This window comes from Micromonospora deserti (genome assembly GCF_003236335.1).
In the GTDB taxonomy this organism is placed as follows: Bacteria; Actinomycetota; Actinomycetes; order Mycobacteriales; family Micromonosporaceae; genus Micromonospora; species Micromonospora deserti.
The window spans coordinates 24,514-47,522 of the sequence record NZ_POUB01000023.1 but is presented as its reverse complement, the minus strand read 5'-3'; the positions used below and the strand labels follow the sequence as shown (position 1 = coordinate 47,522).

The following is a 23,009-nucleotide window of genomic DNA, read 5'->3' as shown; positions in this document are numbered from 1 at the left end:
CCCCCACCACCCCCACCACCTCTTCTGCGTCGAAGGACTGCGTCATGATCCGAACCGTGTCGTGGGTGTCTTCGCAGGTGTCGCTGCGGACGCTCGCCGTGCTGGCTGCGGTGTTCGTCGCCGTGTCGATCGCGCCGCTCCCCGCTGCGGCGGAGCCGACGAGTCCGACGGTCACCTGGGCGGTGCAGCCGGCCAACAAGCTGGGCCCGGACGGTCGCCGGTGGATCGAGGTCACGCTCGATCCGGGGCAGGTGGTGACCGAGCACCTGGCGGTCCGTAACTTCAGCGACTCCCCGGTGGTCTTCGCCTTGAAGACGGCCGACGGTTACCTGACGGACAAGGGGCGATTCAACATGCTGTCGTCCGACCGTGAGTCGGTGGGTGGCGGCACCTGGATCCGGGTGCAGGAGCGAGTGACGGTCGCGGCCAGGTCAACGACGGTGGTGCCGTTCACCATCACCGTGCCCGAGGACGCCACGCCCGGCGATCATCCCGCCGGTATCGCGGCGACGGTGACCAGCACCGGGGGCACGGTGGCGGTGGAGAGTCGGGTCGGGTTCCGGGTCATGCTGCGCGCCAGCGGCACGGTCACCACGGCCCTGTCGGTCAGCGACCTGGCCGTCACGTACCGACGTTCGTGGAATCCCTTCTCGGCCGGCACCATCCAGGTCAGGTACACCGCGACGAACGGGGGCAACGTCGCGGTGACCGGCAGCGGCCGGGTGACGACTGCGGAACTGTTCGGTCTGGTCAGCGGGGATGCCCCGGGTGAGGTGGGGGAGTTACTACCGGGCGGCAGCCGGGAGGTCGAGGCCCGGGTCGCCGGAGTCTGGGGATTGGGGCCGCTACGGACGAGTGTCGACGTGACTCCCGCCGCCATCGGCGGTGACCGGACCGGTGCCGAGATCCGGCCGGCCAGCGCCACCGCCACGGTGTGGGTGGTGCCCTGGCCGCAGCTCGCCCTCGCCGCCATCCTCGTCGTGCTCGTCCTCGCGTACCGGACCACCGCCCGGCGGCGCCGCCGGCGGCTCGCCCAGTTGCTCGCCCGCGCTCGGAGCGAGGGTCGCGAAGAAGCCCGGAAATCCGCTCTCGCGGGTGGCTAGCCGGCCACGAACCGGTCCGATCAGTTGATCTAACCCGGCGACCGAGCGGGAGGCTGGCCGGGCCATCAGCACCTACGCCCACCTGGAAGGACGATTCGAAGTGGTCCAATCCAACACGTTCCCTGTCAGTCGACGTCACGTTCTTCAGGCGTCAGCCATCGGTGCCGCCGCTGTGGTGGTCACCGAAGGCACACTCCCGGCGAACGCTGCCCAGGCCGCGACAGCCGCCAGCGCGACAGCCGGCCCGACCGCCCTCGGCGCGAGCCCGACCGACCTCGGCCCCGGGGCTACCGCCCCCGTGAGGCCATTCCGGCTACGCGACGTGACGCTGGGCGACGGCCTGCTCCAAGAGAAGCGCGACCGCATGAAGAACTACCTTCGGCAGTTCGACGAGCGGCGCTTCCTGGTGCTGTTCAACAACCAGGCCGGTCGGCCGAACCCGCCCGGCGTTCCCGTACCGGGTGGCTGGGAGGACGGCGGGCTGCTCAGCGGTCACTGGGCCGGCCATTTCATGACGGCCTTGGCACAGAGCTACGCAGACCACGGAGAGCCGATCTTCAAGAGCAAACTCGACTGGATGGTCGACGAACTCGCGGCGTGCCAGGCCGCGATCACCGCGCGGATGGGCGACGGCGGCGGCGGCGAGGACCCGGAGGAGCCACCGATCGACCGGGTGCCGGGCCGCTTCGGAACCGGACTGCGTCTCAACGGCCCCAGCCGGGCGCAGTACGGGACGCTTCCGCAGGAGGCGATCAGCCAGCTGACCGACTTCACGATCGCCACGTGGGTCAATCTGGCATCCACCCAGAGCTGGAGCCGGTTGTTCGACTTCGGTCAGAACACCACCATCAACATGTTCCTGACCCCGCGTGCCGGCGTCGCGGGCAACGTGCCGAGGTTCGCGATCACGGTCAGCGGTAGCGGCGGGGAGCAGCGGATCGACGGCACTGCGGCCTTGCCGACCAACCAGTGGGTGCACCTGGCCGTCACTCTGACGCAGAACACCGGCACGCTGTACGTGAACGGTCAGCGGGCTGGCCGGAACTCGAACATGACCCTCAGCCCGGCCGACCTCGGGAACCCAGGTAATCGATGGATCGGGCGGTCGCAGTACGGCGACCCGTACCTGGACGCGACCGTTGACGAGTTCCACATCTTCGACCGAGCTCTGACTGAGCAGGAGGTCCGGTCGCTGCTGGACTCGGCGTCCGGGAGCACCGGCGGCGGGTCGATCGCCTGGTACCGGTTCGAGGAGGAGGATGGGTCGACGATCAGGGACGCCTCGCCCAACGGCCGAGACGGTGGCATCGTGGCGACCCAGAGCGGCGGAAGCGCCCTCTGGATACCGACCCACCCGGGCTATCTGGGGGCGATCCCGGAGGACGCGGTGCTCCGACTCGGCCCGCCGAGGTGGGCCGTCTACGGCAGCAACGCGGCCACCAATACCTGGGCGCCGTGGTACACGCAGCACAAGATCATGCGTGGTCTGCTCGACGCGTACTACCACACCGACAACCAGACGGCCCTCGACATGGTGGTCAAGATGGCAAGCTGGGCTCACCTCGCACTGACCGTCGGTGACAAGAACCATCCCGCGTACACGGGCCCCATCACCCGGGACAACCTGAACTACATGTGGGACCTCTACATCGCCGGCGAAACCGGGGGTGCGAACGAGGTATTCCCCGAGATCTACGCGCTCACCGGCGACGCGAAGCACCTGACCACCGCCAAGTTCTTCGACAACCGGGAGTCACTCTTCGACGCCTGCGTCGAGAACCGCGACATCCTCGTCACGACGCCGCAGACCAATCCCGGCCGCCGCCGTCCAGATCGGTTGCACGCCAACTCGCACGTGCCGCAATTCGTCGGTTACCTGCGCGTGTACGAGCACAGCGGTGATCCCGAATACTTCCAGGCCGCCAAGAACTTCTTTGGCATGGTCGTCCCACACCGCATGTACGGCAACGGTGGAACGGGCGGTAACTACCCGGGCTCCAACAACAACATCGAGTTGTTCCAGAACCGTGGCAACATCGCGAACTCGATCGCCCAGGGCGGCGCGGAGACCTGCACCACGTACAACCTGATCAAGCTGGCGCGGAACCTGTTCTTCCACGAGCACAACCCGGCGTACATGGACTACTACGAGCGGGGCCTGCTCAATCAGATCCTCGGTTCGCGCGCCGACAACACGAACGTCAACAACCCACAGGTCACGTATTTCCAGCCATTGACCCCAGGCGCCACCCGCAGCTACGGCAACCTCGGCACCTGCTGCGGTGGCACGGGCGTGGAAAACCACACCAAGTACCAGGAGACGATCTACTTCAAGTCCGCCGACGGGAGGACACTCTGGGTCAACCTGTACGCGGCATCGACGCTGACCTGGGCCGAAAAAGGCTTCACCATCACCCAGGAGACCAACTACCCGCGGGCGGACCACACCACGTTGACCGTGAACGGCAGCGGCCCGCTCGACATCAAGCTACGGGTGCCGGGCTGGGTGCAAAAGGGCTTCTTCGTCACGATCAACGGCGCCACTCAGAACGTCACCCCCAAGCCCGGAAGCTACCTGACGCTGAGCCGGACCTGGACGCCGGGCGACACCATCGAGATCCGGATGCCCTTCAGCATCCGGATCGAGCGGGCGCCGGATCGCCCCGATACGCAGTCGATCTTCTGGGGTCCGGTCCTCATGCAGATCCTCGGGAACCCGGGCGTTGGTAACTACCGCGAGCTGTCCCTGTTCCGGCATCTGAAGCGGGACGGCGACTATTCGCACTCGGCGATCACTCACGCGAGCACCACGGCGGCGGGCGACCTTCTCTTCACCACGCACGGCTTCACTCTGAGGCCGTACTACATCGGCGACACGCAGGCCGCCTCGTCGTACTTCCGGCGGGTCGAGCCGACGATCGTGTTCGGATCCATCGACACCGGTGTGCCCAATCACAAGCGCAACGACAGCCTGCCCAACTACGACATCCCGGTGTCGGGCGTTCCCTCGCCCGGCACCGACGGTCCGACCTTCCTCGATCTGGTCTGGGACCAGGCTCCCTTCGCCAACCACGGCCAGTTCGTGTCGACCGTCACCGAGACTGCCGAGGCGTTCGTCAGAGCGGGCACCTTCACCGAAGCGGAAAAGGATCTCATCGTCTCGTACGCCGCACAATCGAACAAGGAACTCGAGCCGGCATCCACGTGGGACGTCGAGGTCCAGGCTCGCGCGCAGTGCACCGGCGCCAACGCCTACCTCTCCGTCAACGCCCGCAACGCCGACAAGGTGCCGCTCACCATCGAACTGATCACGCCATACGGCTCGCGGACGGTGCCTGGCGTCGCCCCGGGGAAGGCCGCCTACCAGGCGTTCAACACCCGTAGCGCCTCGGTTTCGGCCGGCACCGCGATCGTCAAAATCACCGGGATGGTCGACGGTACGCCGGTGACCGCGCAGATCGAGGCTCCGTACGACGCGACCAGCTGCTAGCTCTGAATGCGGTGGCGGCGTCCTACCCGGCGCCGCCACCGCCCACTACCCGGCGCGTCGCGGCGACCCTTTCGAGGGCGTTTCGAAAGCCCCACGGGCGGGTCCCTTCCTGCCACCGGGGCGGCTGGCGCTTCCGTGTATGTTCGGCCTAGGTAAGAGGCTCGATGACGCTCTACCGGCCTGCAATCGCACCGAAACATCGTCGAAAACGTTTTAGAGGTCTACTTCCGCTCGGGGTGGCCGTCAAGGGCACTTCCGAGGCGGCCTGTCGCCGCGCACCACACATGTGCCGGTCGCTGGGAGGGAACACCACATGACCACTGAGCCCGAGGCCCCCGCCAACCGGACACCCACCCTCACCGATGTCGCCAAGCTTGCCGGAGTGTCGGTCGCAACCGCGTCCAAGGCCATCAACGGGCGCGGCGAGGTCAGGGCGACCACGAGAGTCCGGGTGCTGGAGGCTGCGGAACTGCTGTCCTTCGCGCCGAACGCCCTCGCCCGCGGCCTGCTCAGTGGCCGGACCGGGACGGTCGGCCTGCTGACCAGCGATCTGGAGGGACGCTTCTCGATCCCCATCCTCATGGGCGCGGAGGACGCCTTCGGGGCGGGGCAGGTCTCGGTCTTCCTGTGCGACGCGCGCGGCGACGCGATCAGGGAGAAGCACCACGTGCGGGCGCTGCTGTCCCGTCGCGTGGACGGGCTGATCGTCGTGGGCTCCCGAACCGACCCTCGCCCGCCGCTGGCCGGCAACCTCCCCGTGCCGGTCGTCTACGTCTACGCCCCCTCCGCGAACCCGAACGACATCTCGATCACCGTCGACAACGTGGGAGGCGGACGGCTCGCCATCGAGCACCTGCTGGCGTGCGGGCGGCGCAACATCGCCCACATCACCGGTGAGGCCGGGTTCCAGGCGGCACGGGACCGTGCCGAGGGAGCGGCGGCGGCACTCGCCGACGCCGGCTTGAGAATGGTCGGCGATCGGCCGTACTTCGGGTCGTGGGACGAGTCCTGGGGGCGAGCCGCAGCACACATGGTCGTCGAGCGGCACTCCGAGGTCGATGCGATCTTCTGTGGCAGCGATCAGATCGCCCGTGGTGTCCTGGATGCGCTGCGTGACCTCGGACGTGACGTGCCGGGCGCGATCTCCGTGATCGGCTTTGACAACTGGGAGGCGATCTCCGCGGACTCCCGCCCGCGTTTGACCAGCATCGACATGAACCTCAAGCGCCTTGGCGTCGTGGCCGGCCAGCGACTCTTCGAAGCCATCGACGGCGCCGTATCCAGTTCGGAGGAGTTCCCCGGCCGCCTCGTGATGCGCGAGTCGACCTTGCCCCTCCGTTGAGTCCCGAGGCATGCGGTATCGCGGGCCGGTCGAGTGGCCTGAGCGGCCAGAGCTTCTGCGGATGATGCGAAATCGGCGGAATCGAGCGCGTCTGCCGTTGTACGCAACCGGCCTGTACGTGGAAGGGCGCCCCGGGCGTCACCGGAGCGCCCTCTTCAGGGAGTGTCAGTCGGATACCCGGTCCCGCGCGCGGTGAGCGGCCGCGGCTCGGCGAGGGTGCCCGTGCTGGCCGTGCCCGAGTACAGGTAGAACCGCCCGACCACGTCGGCGACCAGATCGACGGTCCCGGTGAGGTTGTGGACGTTGAACGCGTCCTTCGGGCCGATCCCGCCCATCACGGCGTTGGAGACGATCTGCCCGGCGGCCGGGTTCAGGTTGCTCACGCCCGGCTTGGCCATCTCGGTGTCGGCCGGCCAGACGGTGAGCACGGTGTTCTTCGACGGCGCGATCGCGGTCACGTTCATCGCCAGCACTTCGGTGTCCGGCCGGACCACGGTCGACGGCGCCGTGATCGTCGCGGTCTCCTCGGGGGCGAGCGCCCCAGTCCCGAAATTGACGCGAGTGTCCGCGATTCGGGTGGGGCTCAGCGGGGTGAACCGCAGCCCGTCCGGTAGCGAGCCGTCGTCGATGACCCCGACCAGGTCCACCACGATGTCAGCCTTCTGTGAGGTGTAGATGGAGTAGTTCGGGACCGCGTACGCCGGACCGCAGTCGGTGCACGGACGGGTCCGCACGAAGGCCAGATTGGGCACCACCTTTCCGGCGCCGTAGTTGACGGTCGAGGCGGTCGGCACCTCCGGACTACCGGCCCAGGCGGTGAGGAAGCCCGCCTTCGCCGGGTTGACCGCAGTGATGTTGAGGACCAGCGCCTTGACGTGCGGGCTGGCCGGGCCGAAGTCGGCCTGACTCTCGATGCGCTGTCCCGCCTCCAGAGGGCTGGGCCGCGTGTCGATGAGCCGCCTCGGCTGCACCGGGCGGTAGTGGCCACCCCAGCCCAGGCTGCTCTTCACCGTGTCGCTGGCGGCGTAGAAGCCCACCACGTCGACCACCACGTGGGTGGAGCCGTTGCGGTTGTAGATGTACACCTTCCCCTGGGCGCCGAGCTTCACGGTCACGTTGTTGGACCCGAGCCAGCCGGCGGGGAAGTTGATCGAGGAGGCGGTCGGCGTCGACTCGCCGTATGGGTAGAGGGTGAGGAAGCTGCTGGCCGTCGGCCCGGTCACGGTCACGTTCAGCACGACAGAACCGACGCCGTCGGCCGGCACTCCGCCCCGCCCGGCCACCTGGAGCTCAACGGCCGCCCCGGCACCGATCGGGCCGGGCACGGGCCGGCCCAGGCCGCTGCGGGTGTCCATCAGGCGCTGCGGCGCCAACGGGTAGTACATGCCGATCACCGTGTCGTACGCGGTGACCTTCAGCGGCACCACGCGCTTGCCGTAGGCGCTGTTGTCGGTCAGCTCCAGGTTGGCGATGTGGTTCCCCGCGCGCAGCGGCTCGGGCATGATGGTGACCCCGCAGGACTCGCCCGGCCAGAAGCTGCGGCCGGAGCAGTTGTTGCCGAGGATGCGGAACGACGACGCGTTGGGCCCGGTGATCCGGGCCGCCTCGAAGTTGCTGTCCTCGGTGCCCTTGACGACGAAGGACGCCGTGCGGTTGTCCGCGTACTGCCCGACGGCGGCCCGGCCGAAGTCGAGCGGCGCGGGCGACGAGACGACACCGATGTAGGTGAAGCCGGAGTTCCAGCGCATCTCGCCGGTCACCGCGCCGTCGTTGGCGGAGCAGTGGAACTCGTACGCGGCGGCGAACGAGACGACCGCGCCGGTCGCCTCGTCGTGGAAGACGTCCCGCACGGTCAGCGAGCCGTAGCTCTGCGCACCGTTGCAGCCGGTCGAGTCGGACGACATGTCGAGGCCGGCCCGGGTGGCGTCCGCGGAGCCGGCGGTCTGGTAGACCTTCCCGACGACGAAACTCTGGCCCACCGGCGGGGTGGCCCGGACCGCGATGGTGGAGCCGTTGGGCAGGCCGCTTACGCCCATGCTCACGCCGCCGGTGGCGTACGCCCGACCGGTCACCGTGGACCCGTTCCCGTCGTATACACCTGACTTGGCGACCGGCTTGCCGTAGGCGTCGCCCACGTCGACGGTGAGGACCGTGAACGGCGAGGTGGGCTGTGCGGCCGCCACCCCGGGCACCACGGCCGTTGCACAGACCCCGGCGACGAGCACGCCGAGGACCCTGCGGATCCTGCGCATGAAGGCCCCGTGAAGAGGAGAAAGAATGTGGCCGAATCAGCGTAGGAGTCCCGAGGCCCTGCGGCAACCCCGTCGATGTCCGGGCGGTACGCGGAGAGGGGAGCACCGGGAGGACATCAGCCCGTACCACTGGTCGACGGTGACCTTGCCTGTCTCGCCGGGACCGAGGGCCTTCGGGAGTCCCTGGCCGATGTGGCTGTCGAGGATGTGGTCGGGCTCGCGGGCCGGAGACGCGGAGCACCGGTTGCCCCGCCACTCAGAGCATTGTAGATATACCGACAGTCCGCGCGGTGGGACTGTCGACGGCGTTGCGCGACGCCCCCCCGCGCGGTTCAGGCCAGCTCGCGGTCGAGCACGGTGGGGGAGAGGGCATGCTGGACGACCATCGCCGCGGCGCCGACGACGCCCGCGTTCGAGCCGGCCTGTGAGGTGACGATGCGCAGGCGCTCGGTGGCCAGCGGCAGCGAGCGACGGTAGATGGACTCCCGCACGCCCGCCAGCAGCATCTCGCCGGCCTGGGCGAGCGCCCCGCCGATCACGATCAGCGAGGGGTTGAACAGGCTGACGCCGGCGGCCAGCACCCCGCCGATGTCCCGGCCAGCCTGCCGCACGGCTTGGCCGGCGATCGGGCTGCCGGCCTGCACGAGGGCCACGACGTCGGCGTTGTTCGTCGCGTCGAGGCCGGCGGCACGCAGCTTCGCGGCGATGGCGGGGCCGCTGGCCACGGCCTCCAGGCACCCGCTGTTGCCGCAGCGGCAGAGCACGTCGCCCGCGTGCGGGGCCAGGATGTGCCCGAGGTCGCCGGCCGCGCCGACGTCGCCTCGGTGCAGCTGTCCGTTGCTGATCAGGCCGGAGCCGATGCCGGTTGCGACCTTGACGAAGATCATGTGCGCCTCGTCGGGGAAGCAGCGGACGTGCTCCCCGAGCGCCATCAGGTTGACCTCGTTGTCCACCAGGACTGGCACGGGGAAGTCGGCGGCGATCCGCGCGGGCACGTCGTATCCGTTCCAGCCCGGCATGATCGGCGGGTGGGTCGGCTTGCCGGTCGAGTGCTCGACCGGGCCGGGCAGCCCGATGCCGACGCCGGCGACGGGGGCGGTGGGGCCGTGGTTGGCGCGCATCCGTCGCCAGGTGTCGATGAGCAGGCCGAGCACCGCGTCGGGGCCGTCGGCGATATCCAGCGTGAGCCTCTCGATGGCCAGCGGCTCACCGGTCAGGTCGGCGATGGCGACGGCGGCGTGGGTGGCCCCGACGTCGGCCGCCAGTACCACCCGCGCGCGGGCGTTGAACACGAACCTGCTCGCGGGCCGGCCGCCGGTGACGGCGTCGCTTCCCCAGTCGGTCACCAGCCCGGCGTCCATGAGTGCGTCGAGACGCAGGCGCACGGTCGACCGGGCCAGTCCGGTCTCGGTCGCGAGTTCGGCACGGGTGCGCGCCTGCCCGTCGCGCAGCAGCCGAAGCAGCTCGCCGGGCGACGTCGGAGCGGCGCTTTGCCCGAGGTTCATCCCCCAATTAAAGCGAAACGGCCGCGTTCCGTCGGCCGACACGAGGACTTTGGACGTTGATCACCTCAGGATGGGCGGCATCGACGTAGCTTTTGGTTGACCATCGTCATAAGTAGGCGTTACCGTCGTCACATGTCTGTGACCGATCTAACAACGGCGCCTGGTGGGCTCGAATCCGAGCAGCAGACGCTGCGCGTGGCGGTTGTAGGCGCGGGGTTCATGGGGCAGGTGCACGCGGAGGCGGCCCGGCGCGCCGGGGCGACCGTCGTCGCCGCGGTGGCGTCGCGCCCCGAGGGCGCCGCCGCCGCGGCTCGCGCGGTCGGCGCGGACGAGGGCTACCCGGACCTGGCAGCCCTGCTCGACGACGCCGAGATCGACGTGCTGCATGTGTGCACGCCCAACGCGTCGCACGCCCCCGTCACCGCCGCCGCGCTCGCCGCCGGCGCGCACATCATCTGCGAAAAGCCGCTCGCCACGGGGAGCGCCGAGGCCGTGGCGCTGGTGGAGGCGGCCGGCGATCGGGTGGCCACGGTGCCGTTCGTCTACCGCTTCCACCCGATGGTGCGCGAGTTGCGGGCCCGGCTGGCCGCGGGCGAGGCCGGCGTCGTCGCCAGCGTGACCGGCGGTTACCTCCAGGACTGGCTGTCCCGCCCGTCCGACGACGACTGGCGGGTCGACGCCGCGCTCGGCGGGCCGTCGCGGGCGTTCGCCGACATCGGCTCGCACTGGTGCGACCTGCTCGAGTTTGTTACGGGCGACCGGATCGCCCGCCTGTCCGCGCGCACCGCGGTCGTGCACGAGCGCGCCCGCAGCAACGGGGAGCCCACCGAGGACCTGGCCGCCGTGCACTTCACCACAGCCGCCGGCATGGTTGGCACGCTGGTGGTGTCGCAGGTCGCCGCCGGTCGCAAGAACCGGCTGCACCTGGAGCTTTCCGGCACCGAGGCGAGCTTCGGCTTCGACCAGGAGGACCCGGAGCGGCTGTGGGTCGGCCGGCGCGAGGGTGGCCAGACGCTGCTGCGTGACCCAGGAACGCTGCACCCCTCCGCGGCGCGCTACGTCCGGCTGCCCGCCGGGCACGCGCAGGGCTACCAGGACTGCTTCGACGCGTTCGTCGCCGACACCTACCGGGCGGTGCGCGGCGAGGACGTCCCGGACGGCCTGCCCACGTTCGCGGACGGCTTGCGCGCCGTCCGGATCACCGACGCGGTGCTGGCCTCCGCGGCCGCGGACGGCGCGTGGAGAGAGGTGCCGGTATGACGCCCGGCATAGCGACGAGCGTGCGGCTGACCGGGATCACCAAGTCCTTCCTCGGCGTGCCGGTGCTGCGCGGGGTGGACCTGGAGCTGCGGGGCGGTGAGGTGCACGCGGTGATGGGCGAGAACGGCGCGGGCAAGTCCACGCTGCTCAAGGTGCTGGCCGGGGTGCACCGGCCAGACGGCGGCACCATCGAGGTCGACGGCGCCGAGGTGTCCTTCGCCAGCCCCACCGACGCGCAGCGGGCCGGCATCGCGATCATCCACCAGGAGTTCACCCTACTGCCGCATCGCAGCGTCGCCGAGAACGTCTACCTCGGCCGCGAGCCCGTGCGGCGGATGCAAGTCGACCGGCGGCGCATGGTGGCCGACACCCGCGAGCTGCTGAACTGGCTCGGCGAGGACGGGATCGATCCGGCCGACAACGTGTCGTCGCTGTCGGTCGCCCAGCGGCAGGTCGTGGAGATCGTCAAGGCGCTGTCGACCGACGCTCGGGTGCTGGGCATGGACGAGCCGACCGCCGCGCTCGCCGATCACGAGGTCGAGCTGCTCTACGACCTGGTACGCCGGCTGCGCGAGCGGGGCATCGCGATCCTCTACGTCTCGCACCGGATGCGCGAGGTGTTCGACCTCTCCGACCGGATCACCGTCCTCAAGGACGGCCGGTTCGTCACCTGCGCCCCAACCGGCGAGCTGACCTCGGAGGATCTTGTCCGGCATATGGTGGGCCGCGACCTGGGCGAGTACTACCCGGACCGGGCGGTCCCCGACGACCTCGGGCGGGTCCGCCTCGCGTTGCGCGGCGCCGGCAACGACCGCGTGCGCGACCTGAACATCGAGGTGCGCGCCGGGGAAATCGTCGGGCTGGCCGGGCTGCAAGGGTCTGGCCGCTCGGCGGTCGCACGCGCGGTGTTCGGCGTCGAGCCGTTCACCCGCGGCTTGTTGGAGGTGGACGGGGTGGCACAGCGGGTGACCCGGCCCCGCACCGCCGTGCGCCTCGGGATCGCGCTGGTCACCGAGGACCGCAAGGGGGATGGGCTGGCACTTCGCCAGTCCGTGCGCGACAACACGTTGCTGGTGCGCCGCGCCGCGCTGCGCGGCGCACGCTCCCGGGCGAGGTCGGACGTGCCGGCGTTGCTCGACGTGGTGACCGTGGTGGCCCGCGGCGAGCACCAGGAGGTGCGCTACCTGTCCGGCGGCAACCAGCAGAAGGTCGTGCTCGCCAAGTGGCTGGCGGTCGAGCCGAGGGTGCTGGTCGTCGACGAGCCGACGCGCGGCATCGACGTCGGCGCGAAGCGGGCCGTGCACGAGATACTGCGCGACCTCGCGAGGCGGGGCGTGGCGGTGCTGATGATCTCCTCGGAACTGCCCGAGCTGATCGGGATGAGCGACCGGATCCTCGTCATGCACGACGGTGCGTTGGCCGGTGAGCTGCCGGCCGGTGCGAGCGAGGGGGCTGTGATGGCGCTGGCCACCGGACACGGGGTCGGTGAGGTGGCGTGAGCACCCTTCAGGAGAACACCCTACCGGTCAGGCAGCAGGCCACGCGGCCGGCGGCGCAGCGGTGGCTCACCCCGGTCGTGATCGTCTACATCGCACTCGTCGCCCTGCTCGTCGTCGGCAGCGTGCTCGTCGGGCTGCGGGGCGAGGTCCTGCTCGACCAGGGCGGCATCCTCAACATCCTCACCCGGGCCACCGCGCTCGGTCTCGTCGCAATAGGACAGACGATGGTGATCCTCACCGGGTCCCTCGACCTGTCCGTCGCCTACCTGGTCGGCCTCACCTCGTTGATCGCGGCGGAGACGATGGCCGGGCGGGACGGCATGGTCGTGCCCGGCGTGCTGCTCGCGCTCGCCGTGGCCGCTGGCGTCGGCCTGGTCAACGGGCTGGTCATCACCGTCCTCAAGGCCAACGCGTTCATCGCGACGCTCGGCGTGGCGCTGATCCTGCGCGGCTACCTCGAGGAGAACTACACCGGCCCGGCCGGGGACGTACCGCGCGGCTTCCAGCACCTCGGCTATGACCGGATCGGCCCGGTGCCGGTCGCGGCGCTGCTCATGCTGGCCGTCGCCGTGCTGTCCTGGTGGTACCTGTCGCGGACCCGCTCCGGCTACCACATGTACGCCGTCGGCGGTGACATCGAGGTGGCCCGGCTGTCCGGGCTGCCGACCCGCCGGATCATCGTCACCGCGCACGTGCTGTGCTCGGTCGCCGCCGGCCTCACCGGGATCTATCTCGCCAGCCGGCTCGGGTCGGGTGCCCCGTATGTCGGCACCGACGCCGGGTACGACCTGGAGTCGATCGCCGCCGTCGTGCTCGGCGGGACGCTGCTCGCCGGTGGCCGGGGCGGCGTCGCCGGCACCATCGGTGGCGTCCTCATCCTGGCCACCTTGGACACGATCTTCGACGACCTCGAGGTCGACCCGTTCTTCAAGGACGTGGTGCGCGGTGTCGTACTCGTGACCGCGGTCGCGCTCTACGCCCGGCGCATGAGCGCCAACCGCACCCGCGGGAGGTTGACATGACCTGGCGCCCCCGCTTGGCCGAGGGCACCGCGCCGGTGCTCGTCGTCCTGCTCCTGCTGCTCATCGGCCTCGCGATCGCCGGCCCGGCCTACGACGAGCCGTCCGGCTACCTGGCGCTGCTCAAGCGTGCCGCGCCGCTGATGATTCTCGCGATCGGGCAGTACTTCGTCATCGTCTCCGGCGGGTTCGACCTGTCGGTTGGCGCGCTGGTGACCGCCGGGGTGGTCATCGCGGCCCGGCTCATCGACGGGAGCGAGTCGGCAACGGCGTGGGTGATCCTGCTCGTGCTCGGGTTCGGCCTGCTGGTCGGCCTGGTCAACGGGCTGGTCACGACGAAGCTCCTGGTGCCGTCGTTCATCGTCACGCTCGGCATGCTGCTCGTGCTCGACGGGGCGATCTTCCTGTGGACCGGTGGCGCCCCACGCGGCGCACTGTCCGCCGGGTTCCGGATGTTCGGGCGCGGCGCCGTGGATGTCCCGGTGCTCGGCGAGGTCCCGTGGTCGGTGCTCATCCTGCTGGCGATCCTGGTAGCCGCGGCGCTGTTCATGCGCGGTGGCACCGGCCGGGCGCTGGTCGCGGTCGGCGACAACGAGGCCGCCGTACGGCTGTCCGGCGGTCAGGTCGACCGGCTCCGGCTGCTCGCGTTCGTCCTCTCCGGACTGCTCGCCGCGGTCGCCGCGATCTTGCTTGGCGGGTTCGCCGGCGTCTCGGCGCAGGTCGGCAACGGCCTGGAGTTCCGGGCGATCACTGCCGTCGTGCTGGGCGGCGTGCTCCTTGGCGGCGGGCGCGGATCGGTGGTGGCGGCCGCCGCCGGCGCACTGTCCCTGGAGGCCCTGTTCACGCTACTGAACCTGCTCGGCGTGAGCGGCGCCCTCGAGTCGGCCGTGCAGGGCGTGATCATCATCGTCGCCGTCGCCTACGCCTCCCTCGGCAGCGGCGTGCGGCAGCGGCTGCGGTTGTGGCCGAAACAGCGGAACGTTGCGCGACCCGCGCAACCCGCCTCCTCCTGAAGTCCCCAAGGTTAGTAAGGAGATCAACGAATGACCAAGAGATGGGCCTTGGTGGTCGTGGCGGGCGCGCTCGCGGTCGCCGGTTGCTCGAGCGACCTGCCCGACGAGACGACCACTGCCAGCGGTTCACCCACTTCTGACGCAAGCAAGTCGAAGTTTTTCGACCAGACCGAATACAACCGCCAGCTGGCGTTCCGCGACGCCAGGCCGCAAGGCCCGGACGGCAAGCCGTGGGAGCAGATGCTCGAGCCGGAACTGGTCGACACCGCAAGGTTCGCCAAGCCCGGCGGGAACTACACCCTCTGCTTCTCCAACGCCGCCGTGAACAACCCGTGGCGGCAGGTGGGCTACAAGACCATGCAGCAGGAGGTGAAGCTGCACCCGGAGATCACCACGTTCACCGTGCTGGATGCGGAGGCCAAGGACGACAAGCAGATCAGCGACATCCAGTCGCTGTCCACCAAGAACTGTGCCGCGATCATCATCTCGCCGAACACCACCGCCACGCTGACGCCGGCCGTTGAGCAGGCGTGCGCGACCGGCGTGCCGGTGATTGTGTTCGACCGGGGCGTCAACACCAGCTGCCCGGTCACCTTCATCCACCCCATCGGCGGCTTCGCCTTCGGCGCGGACGGCGCGGAGTTCCTGAAGGAGAAGGTCAAGCCGGGCGGCAAGGTCCTCGCCCTGCGGATCCTGCCCGGCGTGGATGTGCTCGAGCAGCGTTGGGCGGCCGCCAATGAGATCTTCGCCGGCAGCGGGCTCGACGTGGTCGGTGTGGAGTTCACCGACGGCGACGCGGCCAAGACCAAGAGCATCGTGGCCGACTACATCCAGCGCGAGGGTCAGATCGACGGCGTGTGGATGGACGCCGGCGCGACCGCCGTCGCCGCGGTCGAGGCGTTCCAGGACGCCGGGGTCGACGTGCCCGCCATCGTCGGTGAGGACCAGCAGGACTTCCTGCGGCTGTGGGTCGACGAGGGCCTGACCGCGGTCGCGCCGACCTATCCCACCTACCAGTGGCGCACCCCGGTCATCGCCGCGCTGAAGATCCTCAAGGGTGAGCAGGTGCCAAAGGAGTGGGTGCTGCCGCAGCCGCGGATCACCGGCGACAACGTCAAGGATTACGTCAAGCAGGACATGCCGCCACTGCACTACGCGATGTGCGGCTGCGAGGACATGCCGGGGTACCCGGGGCCGTGGCGGTGAGCGGACATCGGCTCGGGGTCAACACCTGGGTGTGGGCCTCGCCGCTGACCGACGCGACGTTGGCCGCCCTCGCGGGCAAGGTCGCGGGGTGGGGCTTCGACGTGCTCGAGCTCCCGGTGGAGAACCCGGGCGACTGGGAGCCGAGGCGGGCCGCCCAGGTGCTCGCCGACCACGGTCTCGGCGCCACCGTGTGCCTCGTGATGCCGCCCGGTCGTGAGCTGGCCGCGGCGGACCCGGCCACCATCCGGTCCACTCAGGACTATCTGTACGGCGTGGTGGACGCCGCGGCTACGGTCGGCTCGCCGGTGATCGCCGGGCCGGCGTACGCCTCGGTCGGCCGCACCTGGCGCCTGTCACCGGCCGAGCGGGCCGCGGCGTACACGCAGCTGCGGGAGAGCCTCGCCCCCGTCGTGGAGTACGCGGGCGCGGCCGGCGTCACGGTGGCCGTCGAGCCGCTCAACCGCTACGAGACGAGCCTGCTCAACACCATCGGCCAGACCCTCGAGGCGATCGGCGACCTGCCGCACTGCGGGGTCGCGCTCGACCTCTACCACCAGAACATCGAGGAGACGGACATCCCGGCGGCGATCCGCGCGGCCGCCGGCCGGGTGGCACACGTCCAGGTGTGCGGCAACGACCGCGGCACGCCCGGCGCCGATCACATGGACTGGCCGGCGATCCTCGCCGCGATCGACGAGGCCGGCTACGCCGGCCCGCTGTGCATCGAGTCGTTCACCGCGGAGAACGCGACGATCGCGACAGCCGCCTCCATCTGGCGTCCGCTCGCCGCAAGCCAGGACGCGATCGCCGTGGACGGACTGAAGTTCCTGCGGGCGGTGATGCCCTAGAGCCGACAGTCAATTTCACACCAGTCCGACGGCGCCGGCACGCCGCACGGTCACGGCCACACCAGTAGTTCCTTGCGTCCCCAGGGAGGTACCGCATCTCATGAACGTGACCTGGCGTCCCCGGTGGGGACGATTGTTCGCGATACCAGTAGCCAGCGCACTCGCGCTGACCATGATCAGCTCATCGCAGTCGGTCGCGCACGAGGGCGCGCACGGCCAAGCCCACGTGCTGATCTTCACCAAGACCACTCAGTTCCGGCACACCGAGGCCATCGAGCAGGGCGTTCCCGTGCTGCAGACCGCCTTCGCCGAGGCCGGCATCACCTCGCAGCACACCGAGGACTCGTCCATCTTCAACGACGCGGACCTCGCGCACTTCGACGCGCTCGTGATGTTCCAGACCTCCGGCGACCCGTGGACCGCCGACCAGAAGGCGGCCATGGAGCGCTACATGAAGTCCGGCCACGGCATCGTCGCCATCCACAATGCGACCGACATGCGCGGCAACTACGCGTGGTGGGACAACATGATCGGCACGCTGATGCCCGGGCATGCCGCCACCGGCACCAGCCCCGGGCAGCCCGGCACGGTCCGGGTGGAGGACCAGGTCCACCCGTCCACCGAGCACCTGCCGCAGCGGTGGGAGCGCGCCGACGAGTGGTACAACTACGCGCTCAACGTCCGAGGCGACGCGCACGTGCTCGCGACGATGGACGAGACGACGTACGTCCCGGGCAGCAACGCGATGGGCTACGACCACCCGATCTCCTGGTGCAAGCCGTACGACGGCGGCCGTGCCTGGATGACCGGCATGGGCCACTTCGGCGCGCACTACACCGGCGAGCCGTGGCTGGTGCAGCACATCCTGGGTGGCGTGAAGTGGGCGGCCGGCATGGTCGAGGCTGACTGCGGCGCGACCACGTGGGACAAGTACGAGCGGGTCCCGCTGGACCAGAACACCAGCGCCCCGTTCGCCATGGACGTCGCGCCGGACGGCCGGGTCTTCTTCACCGAGCTGGTGCGCGGCCAGATCCGGGTGTACGACCCGCGAACCAAGACCACCTCCACCGCGATCACCATCCCGGTCTACTCGGGCGGTGAGGACGGCCTGCTCGGCATCGCGCTCGACCCGAACTTCGCGCAGAACAACTACCTCTACATCTACTACGCGCCGGCGAGCACGAACGACAGCGACCCGGCGAACTTCGTCAACCGTCTGTCCCGTCTCACTGTCGGGCCGGGGTCGCAGATTGACCGCGCCACGGAGAAGATCCTGCTCGAAGTGCCAGCGCGACGGCTCCCCGACGAGCCCGGTCACACCGGCGGTGGTCTCGCGTTCGATTCGGACGGGAACCTCTACCTGGGCGTCGGCGACGATGTGAACCCGCACTCCGAGCCGTCCGGCGGCTACGCGCCGCTGTCCGAACGGGACGGAACGTTCCACGACGCGCGGGCCACCTCGGCCAACACCAACGACCTGCGCGGCAAGCTCCTGCGGATCCACCCCGAGCCGGACGGCACCTACTCCATCCCCGCGGGCAACATGTTCCCGGCGGGCACGCCGAAGACCCGGCCGGAAATCTACGCGATGGGCTTCCGCAACCCGTTCCGGTTCTCGATCGACCCGAAGACCGGGGCCATCGGGCTGGCGGACTACTCGCCGGACAACAGCAACGACAACCCGGACCGTGGACCCGCCGGCATCGCCGAGTGGAACGTCATCACCGAGCCCGGCTTCTACGGCTGGCCACTGTGCATGGGTAACAACGAGCCGTTCCGGGACGTGGACTACCGGACGAACCCGGTGACGGTCGGCCCGTCCTTCGACTGCGACCACCCGATCAACGACTCGGTGCGCAACACCGGCCTGACCGAGCTGCCGCCGGCCAAGCCGGCCAAGATGTGGTACGGCTACAAGCGTTCCTCGGTGCCGTCGGTCATCCCGCAGGGTGGTGGCCTGGCCCCGATGGGCGGCCCGTACTACAGCTACGACCCGAACCTGCAATCGGACACTAAGTTCCCGGCGTACTACGACGGCAGGCCGTTCTTCTACGAGTGGTCGCGGAACAAGATGTACTCGATCATTCCGAACGGGCAGGGTGGGGTCGAGAAGGTCAACCCGTTCCTGCCGCAGCAGCAGTTCCTCGCGCCGATCGACTCCAAGTTCGGTCCTGAGGGCTCGATGTACGTGCTGGACTGGGGTGGCGGATTCGGCCGCGACAACCCCAACTCGGGGCTGTACCGGATCGACTACATCTCCGGCTCGCGCTCGCCGACGGCGAAGATCGGCGCGTCGCCGGACTCCGGCCAGGCACCGCTGCAGGTCCGCTTCGACGGCTCGGCCAGCACCGACCCGGAAAACGAGCAGCTGCGGTACGAGTGGGACTTCACCGGTGACGGCGTGGTCGACTCGACCGAGCTGAAGCCCACCTTCACCTACACCACGAACGGCGCCTACAACGCCCGGCTCACGGTGACCGACCCGGCCGGCAAGACCGGGACGGCGACGGTGCCGATCACGGTCGGCAACACCCGGCCGGAGGTGACGTTCACCCTGCCGCCCAACGGTGCGTTCTTCGACTTCGGTGATGAAGTCAGCTGGGACCTGTCGGTCAGCGACGCCGAGGACACCCAGATCGACGACGCCGACGTGGTGATCCAGCCGGCGATGGGTCACGACGAGCACGCGCACCCGGCCGAACCGCTGCACGGGCGCACCGGTTCGGTGGTCACCGCCCTCGGCGGCGGGCACGGCGAGGACATGAACGTCTTCTATGCGCTTGACGGCCGCTATGCCGACTCCGGCGGCGCGGGCGGCACCCCGAGCCTGACCGGTTCGGACACCACCCTGCTGTTTCCCAAGCAGCGGGAGGCGGAGTTCTTCGACAACTCGTCGAACGTGACGGTTGGCCCGTCGCGGGACATCGAGGGCCACGGCAACTCCATCGCCGGCCAGAACGGCGCCTGGGCGTCGTACGACCCAGTCAACCTGTACAAGGTGGACCGGCTTGTCCTGCGCGTGTCGGCCCCCAGCGCGAGCACGATCGAGCTACGGCGGGGCGCGCCGGACGGTGAGCTGCTCGGCACCGCCCAGGTGCCGGCGACCACCAGCGGCGGCTATGTGGACGTCCCGGTCGAGGTGTCCAACCCCGGCGAGACGTTCACCCTGTACGCGGTGTTCCCGGGTGCGGGAGAGCGGCGCCTCAACTTCATCGAGGCCGACGGCGAGGGTGTCTCGCCGACGAGCAAGCCGAAGGTCGCGGTGACCTCCCCGACGCCGGCAGACGAGCTGGAGCCGGGCGAGATCCAGGTGACCGCCGACGCGAGCGACGCGGAGAACACGATCACCAAGGTCGAGTTCTTCGTCGACGGCACGTCGATCGGCATCGACACCACGGCGCCGTACTCCATGACTTGGAACGCGTCCACCGAGATGCGCTACCAGCTGACCGCGGTCGCGACCAACGACAAGGGCTACCACACGAAGTCCCGGGTCGTGCAGGTCGAGGTCGGTGATCTCTACGGAGCCTGGCAGACCTACACCAACACCACCGCCGCGTTCGACCGGCCGGACCAGGACACCTGGATCATCAACGCCGGCGGCGCGAACATGTGGCAGGGAACCGACCAGTACGGCTCGGTGTACCTGCCGGCGGCGGCCGGCGACACCTGGACCGCCACGGTGAAGATCGAGAGCCAGACGAACACCAACAACTCCGCCAAGGCCGGTCTGATCGTCCGTAACGATGTCACCCAGCCGGCCACGTCGCCCGGCTACGCGGCGATGACGATGCGGGCTGGCCTCGGGTTCGAGTGGCTGCGCGACACCAACGGCAACGGCCAGCTCGACGCCAGCAGCGGCGCCAGCACGACCAGCTACCCGGCCTGGGTGCGGATCGTGCGTGACGGCGGAAGGTACTACGGCTACTGGAGCAAGGACGGGAAGTCGTTCACGCTGGTCGGCGACCCGGTGACGCTGCCTGGCGCGGTCAGCCCGCAGGACATTGGCCTCGCGGTCACCGCACACAGCACATCGGCCACCAGCGAGGTGAAGTTCACCGGTTTCACCCTGGTCGACAAGGCCATCCACCCGGCACCGCCGGAGGCCGCTCCGGGCTGCGCGATCCGCGGCTCGGACACCTTCGACGGCGGCACGCTGAACACCACCCGGTGGACCACGGTGCGGACCGCGCCGAACCTGCCGGCGCGGGTCACCAGCGGTGGACTGGTGCTGCCGGTCACCAACGGTGACATCAACGAGGACGCCACCGGGCCGATCAGCTACGTCGGTCAGCGCGCCAAGACCGGGCCGTGGACGATCACCACGAAGGTGGCCATCCCGCACAACCGCGAGTGGCAACACGCCGGCCTGCTCATGCACGGCACCGACAACGACTACGTCAAGGTGGCGTTCACCCGCACCTCGTCCGGGAGTCGGGTCATGGAGTTCCAGACCGAGGCCGGCGGGACGCGGTCGTGGCACGCCAACGTGGGTGTCCCGGCGGACTTCCCGTCCACCGCGCACCTGCGACTGGTTAGCGACGGTCAGAAGCTGACCGCCGCGTACTCGGCCGACGGCCAGACCTGGACCGCGCTCGCCGGCTCCGGGACCGTCATCCCGAACGCGACCGTCGGCCTCGTGGCCGCCGGGGACACCGGGACGTCACAGGTCAACGCCGTGTTCGATCACTTCACCATCACGCCGGACGGCACGGACGACGGTGTCCGCGCGCCCAGCGACGAGTTCGACGGCAGCGCTCTCGACGGCTGCCGGTGGAACGCGGTGGTGCGGTACGACTCGTCCAAGGTCGCGATGAGCGGCGGCGCGCTGCGCATCGAAACCCAGCCGGGCGACATCGACGGCACCAACAGCGCCTCGCCGCGGAACTTCATCCTGCAGAAGATCCCTGCGGACGTCGCCGCCGGCAACTGGACGATCGAGACCAGGCTGACGCCGACAATGCTGCACAAGTGGCAGCTGGCCGGCTTCCTGGTCTACAACAACGACGACAACTACGTGAAGTTCGACGTCGTCGCCAACAACAACGCCGGAACGCCGACCAACCTGCACGCCGAGCTCGTCTCGGAACGCAACGCGCAGTTCGGCAACGGCGGCAACCGGTCGATCGACATCGCCGACTCGTCCGAGAGCGGCTGGTACTACCTGCGGCTGAGCCGGAGTGGGAACACCTACTCGGCCCAGATCAGCGACGGCGGGGTCAACTGGACCTCGCTCGGCCAGCCGGTCACCAACGACGCCGCGATGACCTCGTTCGGCCTGATGGCGATGGGTCCGGAGCAGATGCAGCCGGTCACCGTCGCGTTCGACTACTTCCGGGTTCTCGACACGACGGCGCCGAGCCTGACCGTGTCGCTCGACCCGGCGCAGCCGAACGGCCAGCGCGGTTGGTACACCTCGCCGGCGACGGTCACCGCTTCGGCAAGGGATGACCGCGGCGGCCCGGTCCGCATCGAGTTCGCCCAAGGCGACGGCGCCTGGACGCAGTACCGTGAGCCGGTCCGGGTGACCGAAGATGGCCCGGGGTCGCTGCGGTTCCGGGCGATCGACGAGGCCGGCAACACCTCCGCGCCGGAAGCGGTGTCCCTGCTCGTCGACACCACGGCCCCGGTCGTGACCGTCGACGGCGTGGCGAACGGCGGCAAGTACGACCTTGGTACGTCACTGCCGATCGCCGCCACGGCACGGGACGCCACGTCGGGCGTCGACTCGGTGGCCCTCCGTCTGGACGGGGAGGCGATCGAGAGCGGTGCGGGTGCCGAGCCCACGGCGGGCGGTCACAAGCTGACCGTCGTGGCGACCGACATGGCCGGCAACGCCACGGAGGTGACCGTCGCCTTCGAGGTCGTCGCCACCTTCGACAACGCCCAGGCGTTGGTGCGGCGGTACCAGGCGGAGGGTCTGCTCAGCGACGAGCTCGCCGACGACCTGTTCGGCCAGCTCGAGGCGGCCCAGCGCACGGCGGCGGCGGGCCGGACGGAGCAGGCCAAGGCTGCTCTGGACCGGTTCGCGGCGGCGGCAAGGACAGCCACCGACGAGTCGGCCCGCACGCAGCTGCTCGCGGCGGGCGCCTACCTACGGGCCCACCTGTGAGTTGATGACGGCGAGCCGGTGCCGGCCGGCTCCCGACCGGTGCCGGAGCACGCCACGCGTGCTCCGGCACTTGGTCTTCTGGGCGGCACAGCGCTTGCCGACCGATCACCTCGTCCCGGGTCTGCCGTCAGGTGGGGGAGCGCGAGGAGCAGGACGCGTCGATGGAGACCAGCAGTGTCGGCAGGGCGAGCACGGCGAGCCTGATCCATTCCGCCGCCCGGCCCTCACCGGGGTCGTGTCGTTCATGGCAGTTCCTTCCAAGTTCACCGGATGGTCCGCGCACCGGGCGGGCCGGTTGCGACAGACAGGTCGAAGCAGGAGATCGGTTCTTTGACATCCGGCGAGGAGCAAGGTGAGGGC

At 69.6% G+C, this 23,009-nt stretch carries 12 protein-coding genes; 10 read left to right on the top strand and 2 right to left on the bottom strand.

From position 1 onward, the window contains the following. The first annotated feature begins 44 nt into the window (after positions 1 to 44). From C1I99_RS06270 to C1I99_RS06260, 3 genes are all read left to right on the top strand, one after another. Entirely contained in the window at positions 45 to 1,103 is a 1,059-nt protein-coding gene (locus C1I99_RS06270) for a hypothetical protein (RefSeq protein WP_111133252.1), read from the top strand. 322 nt (positions 1,104 to 1,425) lie between these two features. Continuing rightward, a complete protein-coding gene (locus tag C1I99_RS06265) occupies positions 1,426 to 4,593 on the top strand; it encodes a beta-L-arabinofuranosidase domain-containing protein (RefSeq protein WP_233512362.1) in 3,168 nt (1,055 codons plus the stop codon). A 313-nt stretch (positions 4,594 to 4,906) separates the two neighbouring features. After that, entirely contained in the window at positions 4,907 to 5,935 is a 1,029-nt protein-coding gene (locus C1I99_RS06260) for a LacI family DNA-binding transcriptional regulator (protein ID WP_111133250.1), read from the top strand. 155 nt (positions 5,936 to 6,090) lie between these two features. On the opposite strand, the gene C1I99_RS06255 is transcribed toward C1I99_RS06260, so the two are convergent. Next, positions 6,091 to 8,187: a hypothetical protein gene (locus tag C1I99_RS06255; protein WP_146603905.1), complete on the bottom strand. Its 2,097-nt coding sequence runs from the start codon at positions 8,185 to 8,187 to the stop codon at positions 6,091 to 6,093. A 332-nt stretch (positions 8,188 to 8,519) separates the two neighbouring features. Further along, entirely contained in the window at positions 8,520 to 9,692 is a 1,173-nt protein-coding gene (locus tag C1I99_RS06250) for an ROK family transcriptional regulator (protein ID WP_111133248.1), read from the bottom strand. A gap of 132 nt (positions 9,693 to 9,824) precedes the next feature. On the opposite strand from C1I99_RS06250, the gene C1I99_RS06245 reads away from it, so the two are divergent. The 7 genes from C1I99_RS06245 (at position 9,825) to C1I99_RS06215 (ending at position 22,649) form a co-directional block, all read left to right on the top strand. Continuing rightward, on the top strand, positions 9,825 to 10,952 hold the full coding sequence (locus tag C1I99_RS06245) for a Gfo/Idh/MocA family protein (RefSeq protein ID WP_111133247.1): 1,128 nt from the start codon (positions 9,825 to 9,827) through the stop codon (positions 10,950 to 10,952). Continuing rightward, a complete protein-coding gene (locus C1I99_RS06240; RefSeq protein ID WP_111133246.1) occupies positions 10,949 to 12,451 on the top strand; it encodes a sugar ABC transporter ATP-binding protein in 1,503 nt (500 codons plus the stop codon). Before C1I99_RS06245 ends, C1I99_RS06240 begins: the two co-directional genes overlap by 4 nt. Continuing rightward, positions 12,448 to 13,473, top strand: a complete 1,026-nt coding sequence (locus tag C1I99_RS06235; protein ID WP_111133245.1) for an ABC transporter permease — start codon at positions 12,448 to 12,450, stop codon at positions 13,471 to 13,473. Before C1I99_RS06240 ends, C1I99_RS06235 begins: the two co-directional genes overlap by 4 nt. Beyond that, positions 13,470 to 14,483: an ABC transporter permease gene (locus C1I99_RS06230; protein ID WP_111133244.1), complete on the top strand. Its 1,014-nt coding sequence runs from the start codon at positions 13,470 to 13,472 to the stop codon at positions 14,481 to 14,483. The genes C1I99_RS06235 and C1I99_RS06230 overlap by 4 nt, the downstream gene beginning before the upstream one ends. 30 nt (positions 14,484 to 14,513) lie before the next feature. Beyond that, on the top strand, positions 14,514 to 15,689 hold the full coding sequence (locus C1I99_RS06225; RefSeq protein WP_111133243.1) for an ABC transporter substrate-binding protein: 1,176 nt from the start codon (positions 14,514 to 14,516) through the stop codon (positions 15,687 to 15,689). After that, positions 15,686 to 16,537, top strand: coding sequence for a sugar phosphate isomerase/epimerase family protein (locus C1I99_RS06220; RefSeq protein WP_111133257.1), 852 nt, complete (start codon positions 15,686 to 15,688; stop codon positions 16,535 to 16,537). The genes C1I99_RS06225 and C1I99_RS06220 overlap by 4 nt, the downstream gene beginning before the upstream one ends. Before the next feature lie 172 nt (positions 16,538 to 16,709). Beyond that, entirely contained in the window at positions 16,710 to 22,649 is a 5,940-nt protein-coding gene (locus tag C1I99_RS06215) for a ThuA domain-containing protein (protein ID WP_158554010.1), read from the top strand. The last annotated feature ends 360 nt before the right edge of the window (positions 22,650 to 23,009 follow it).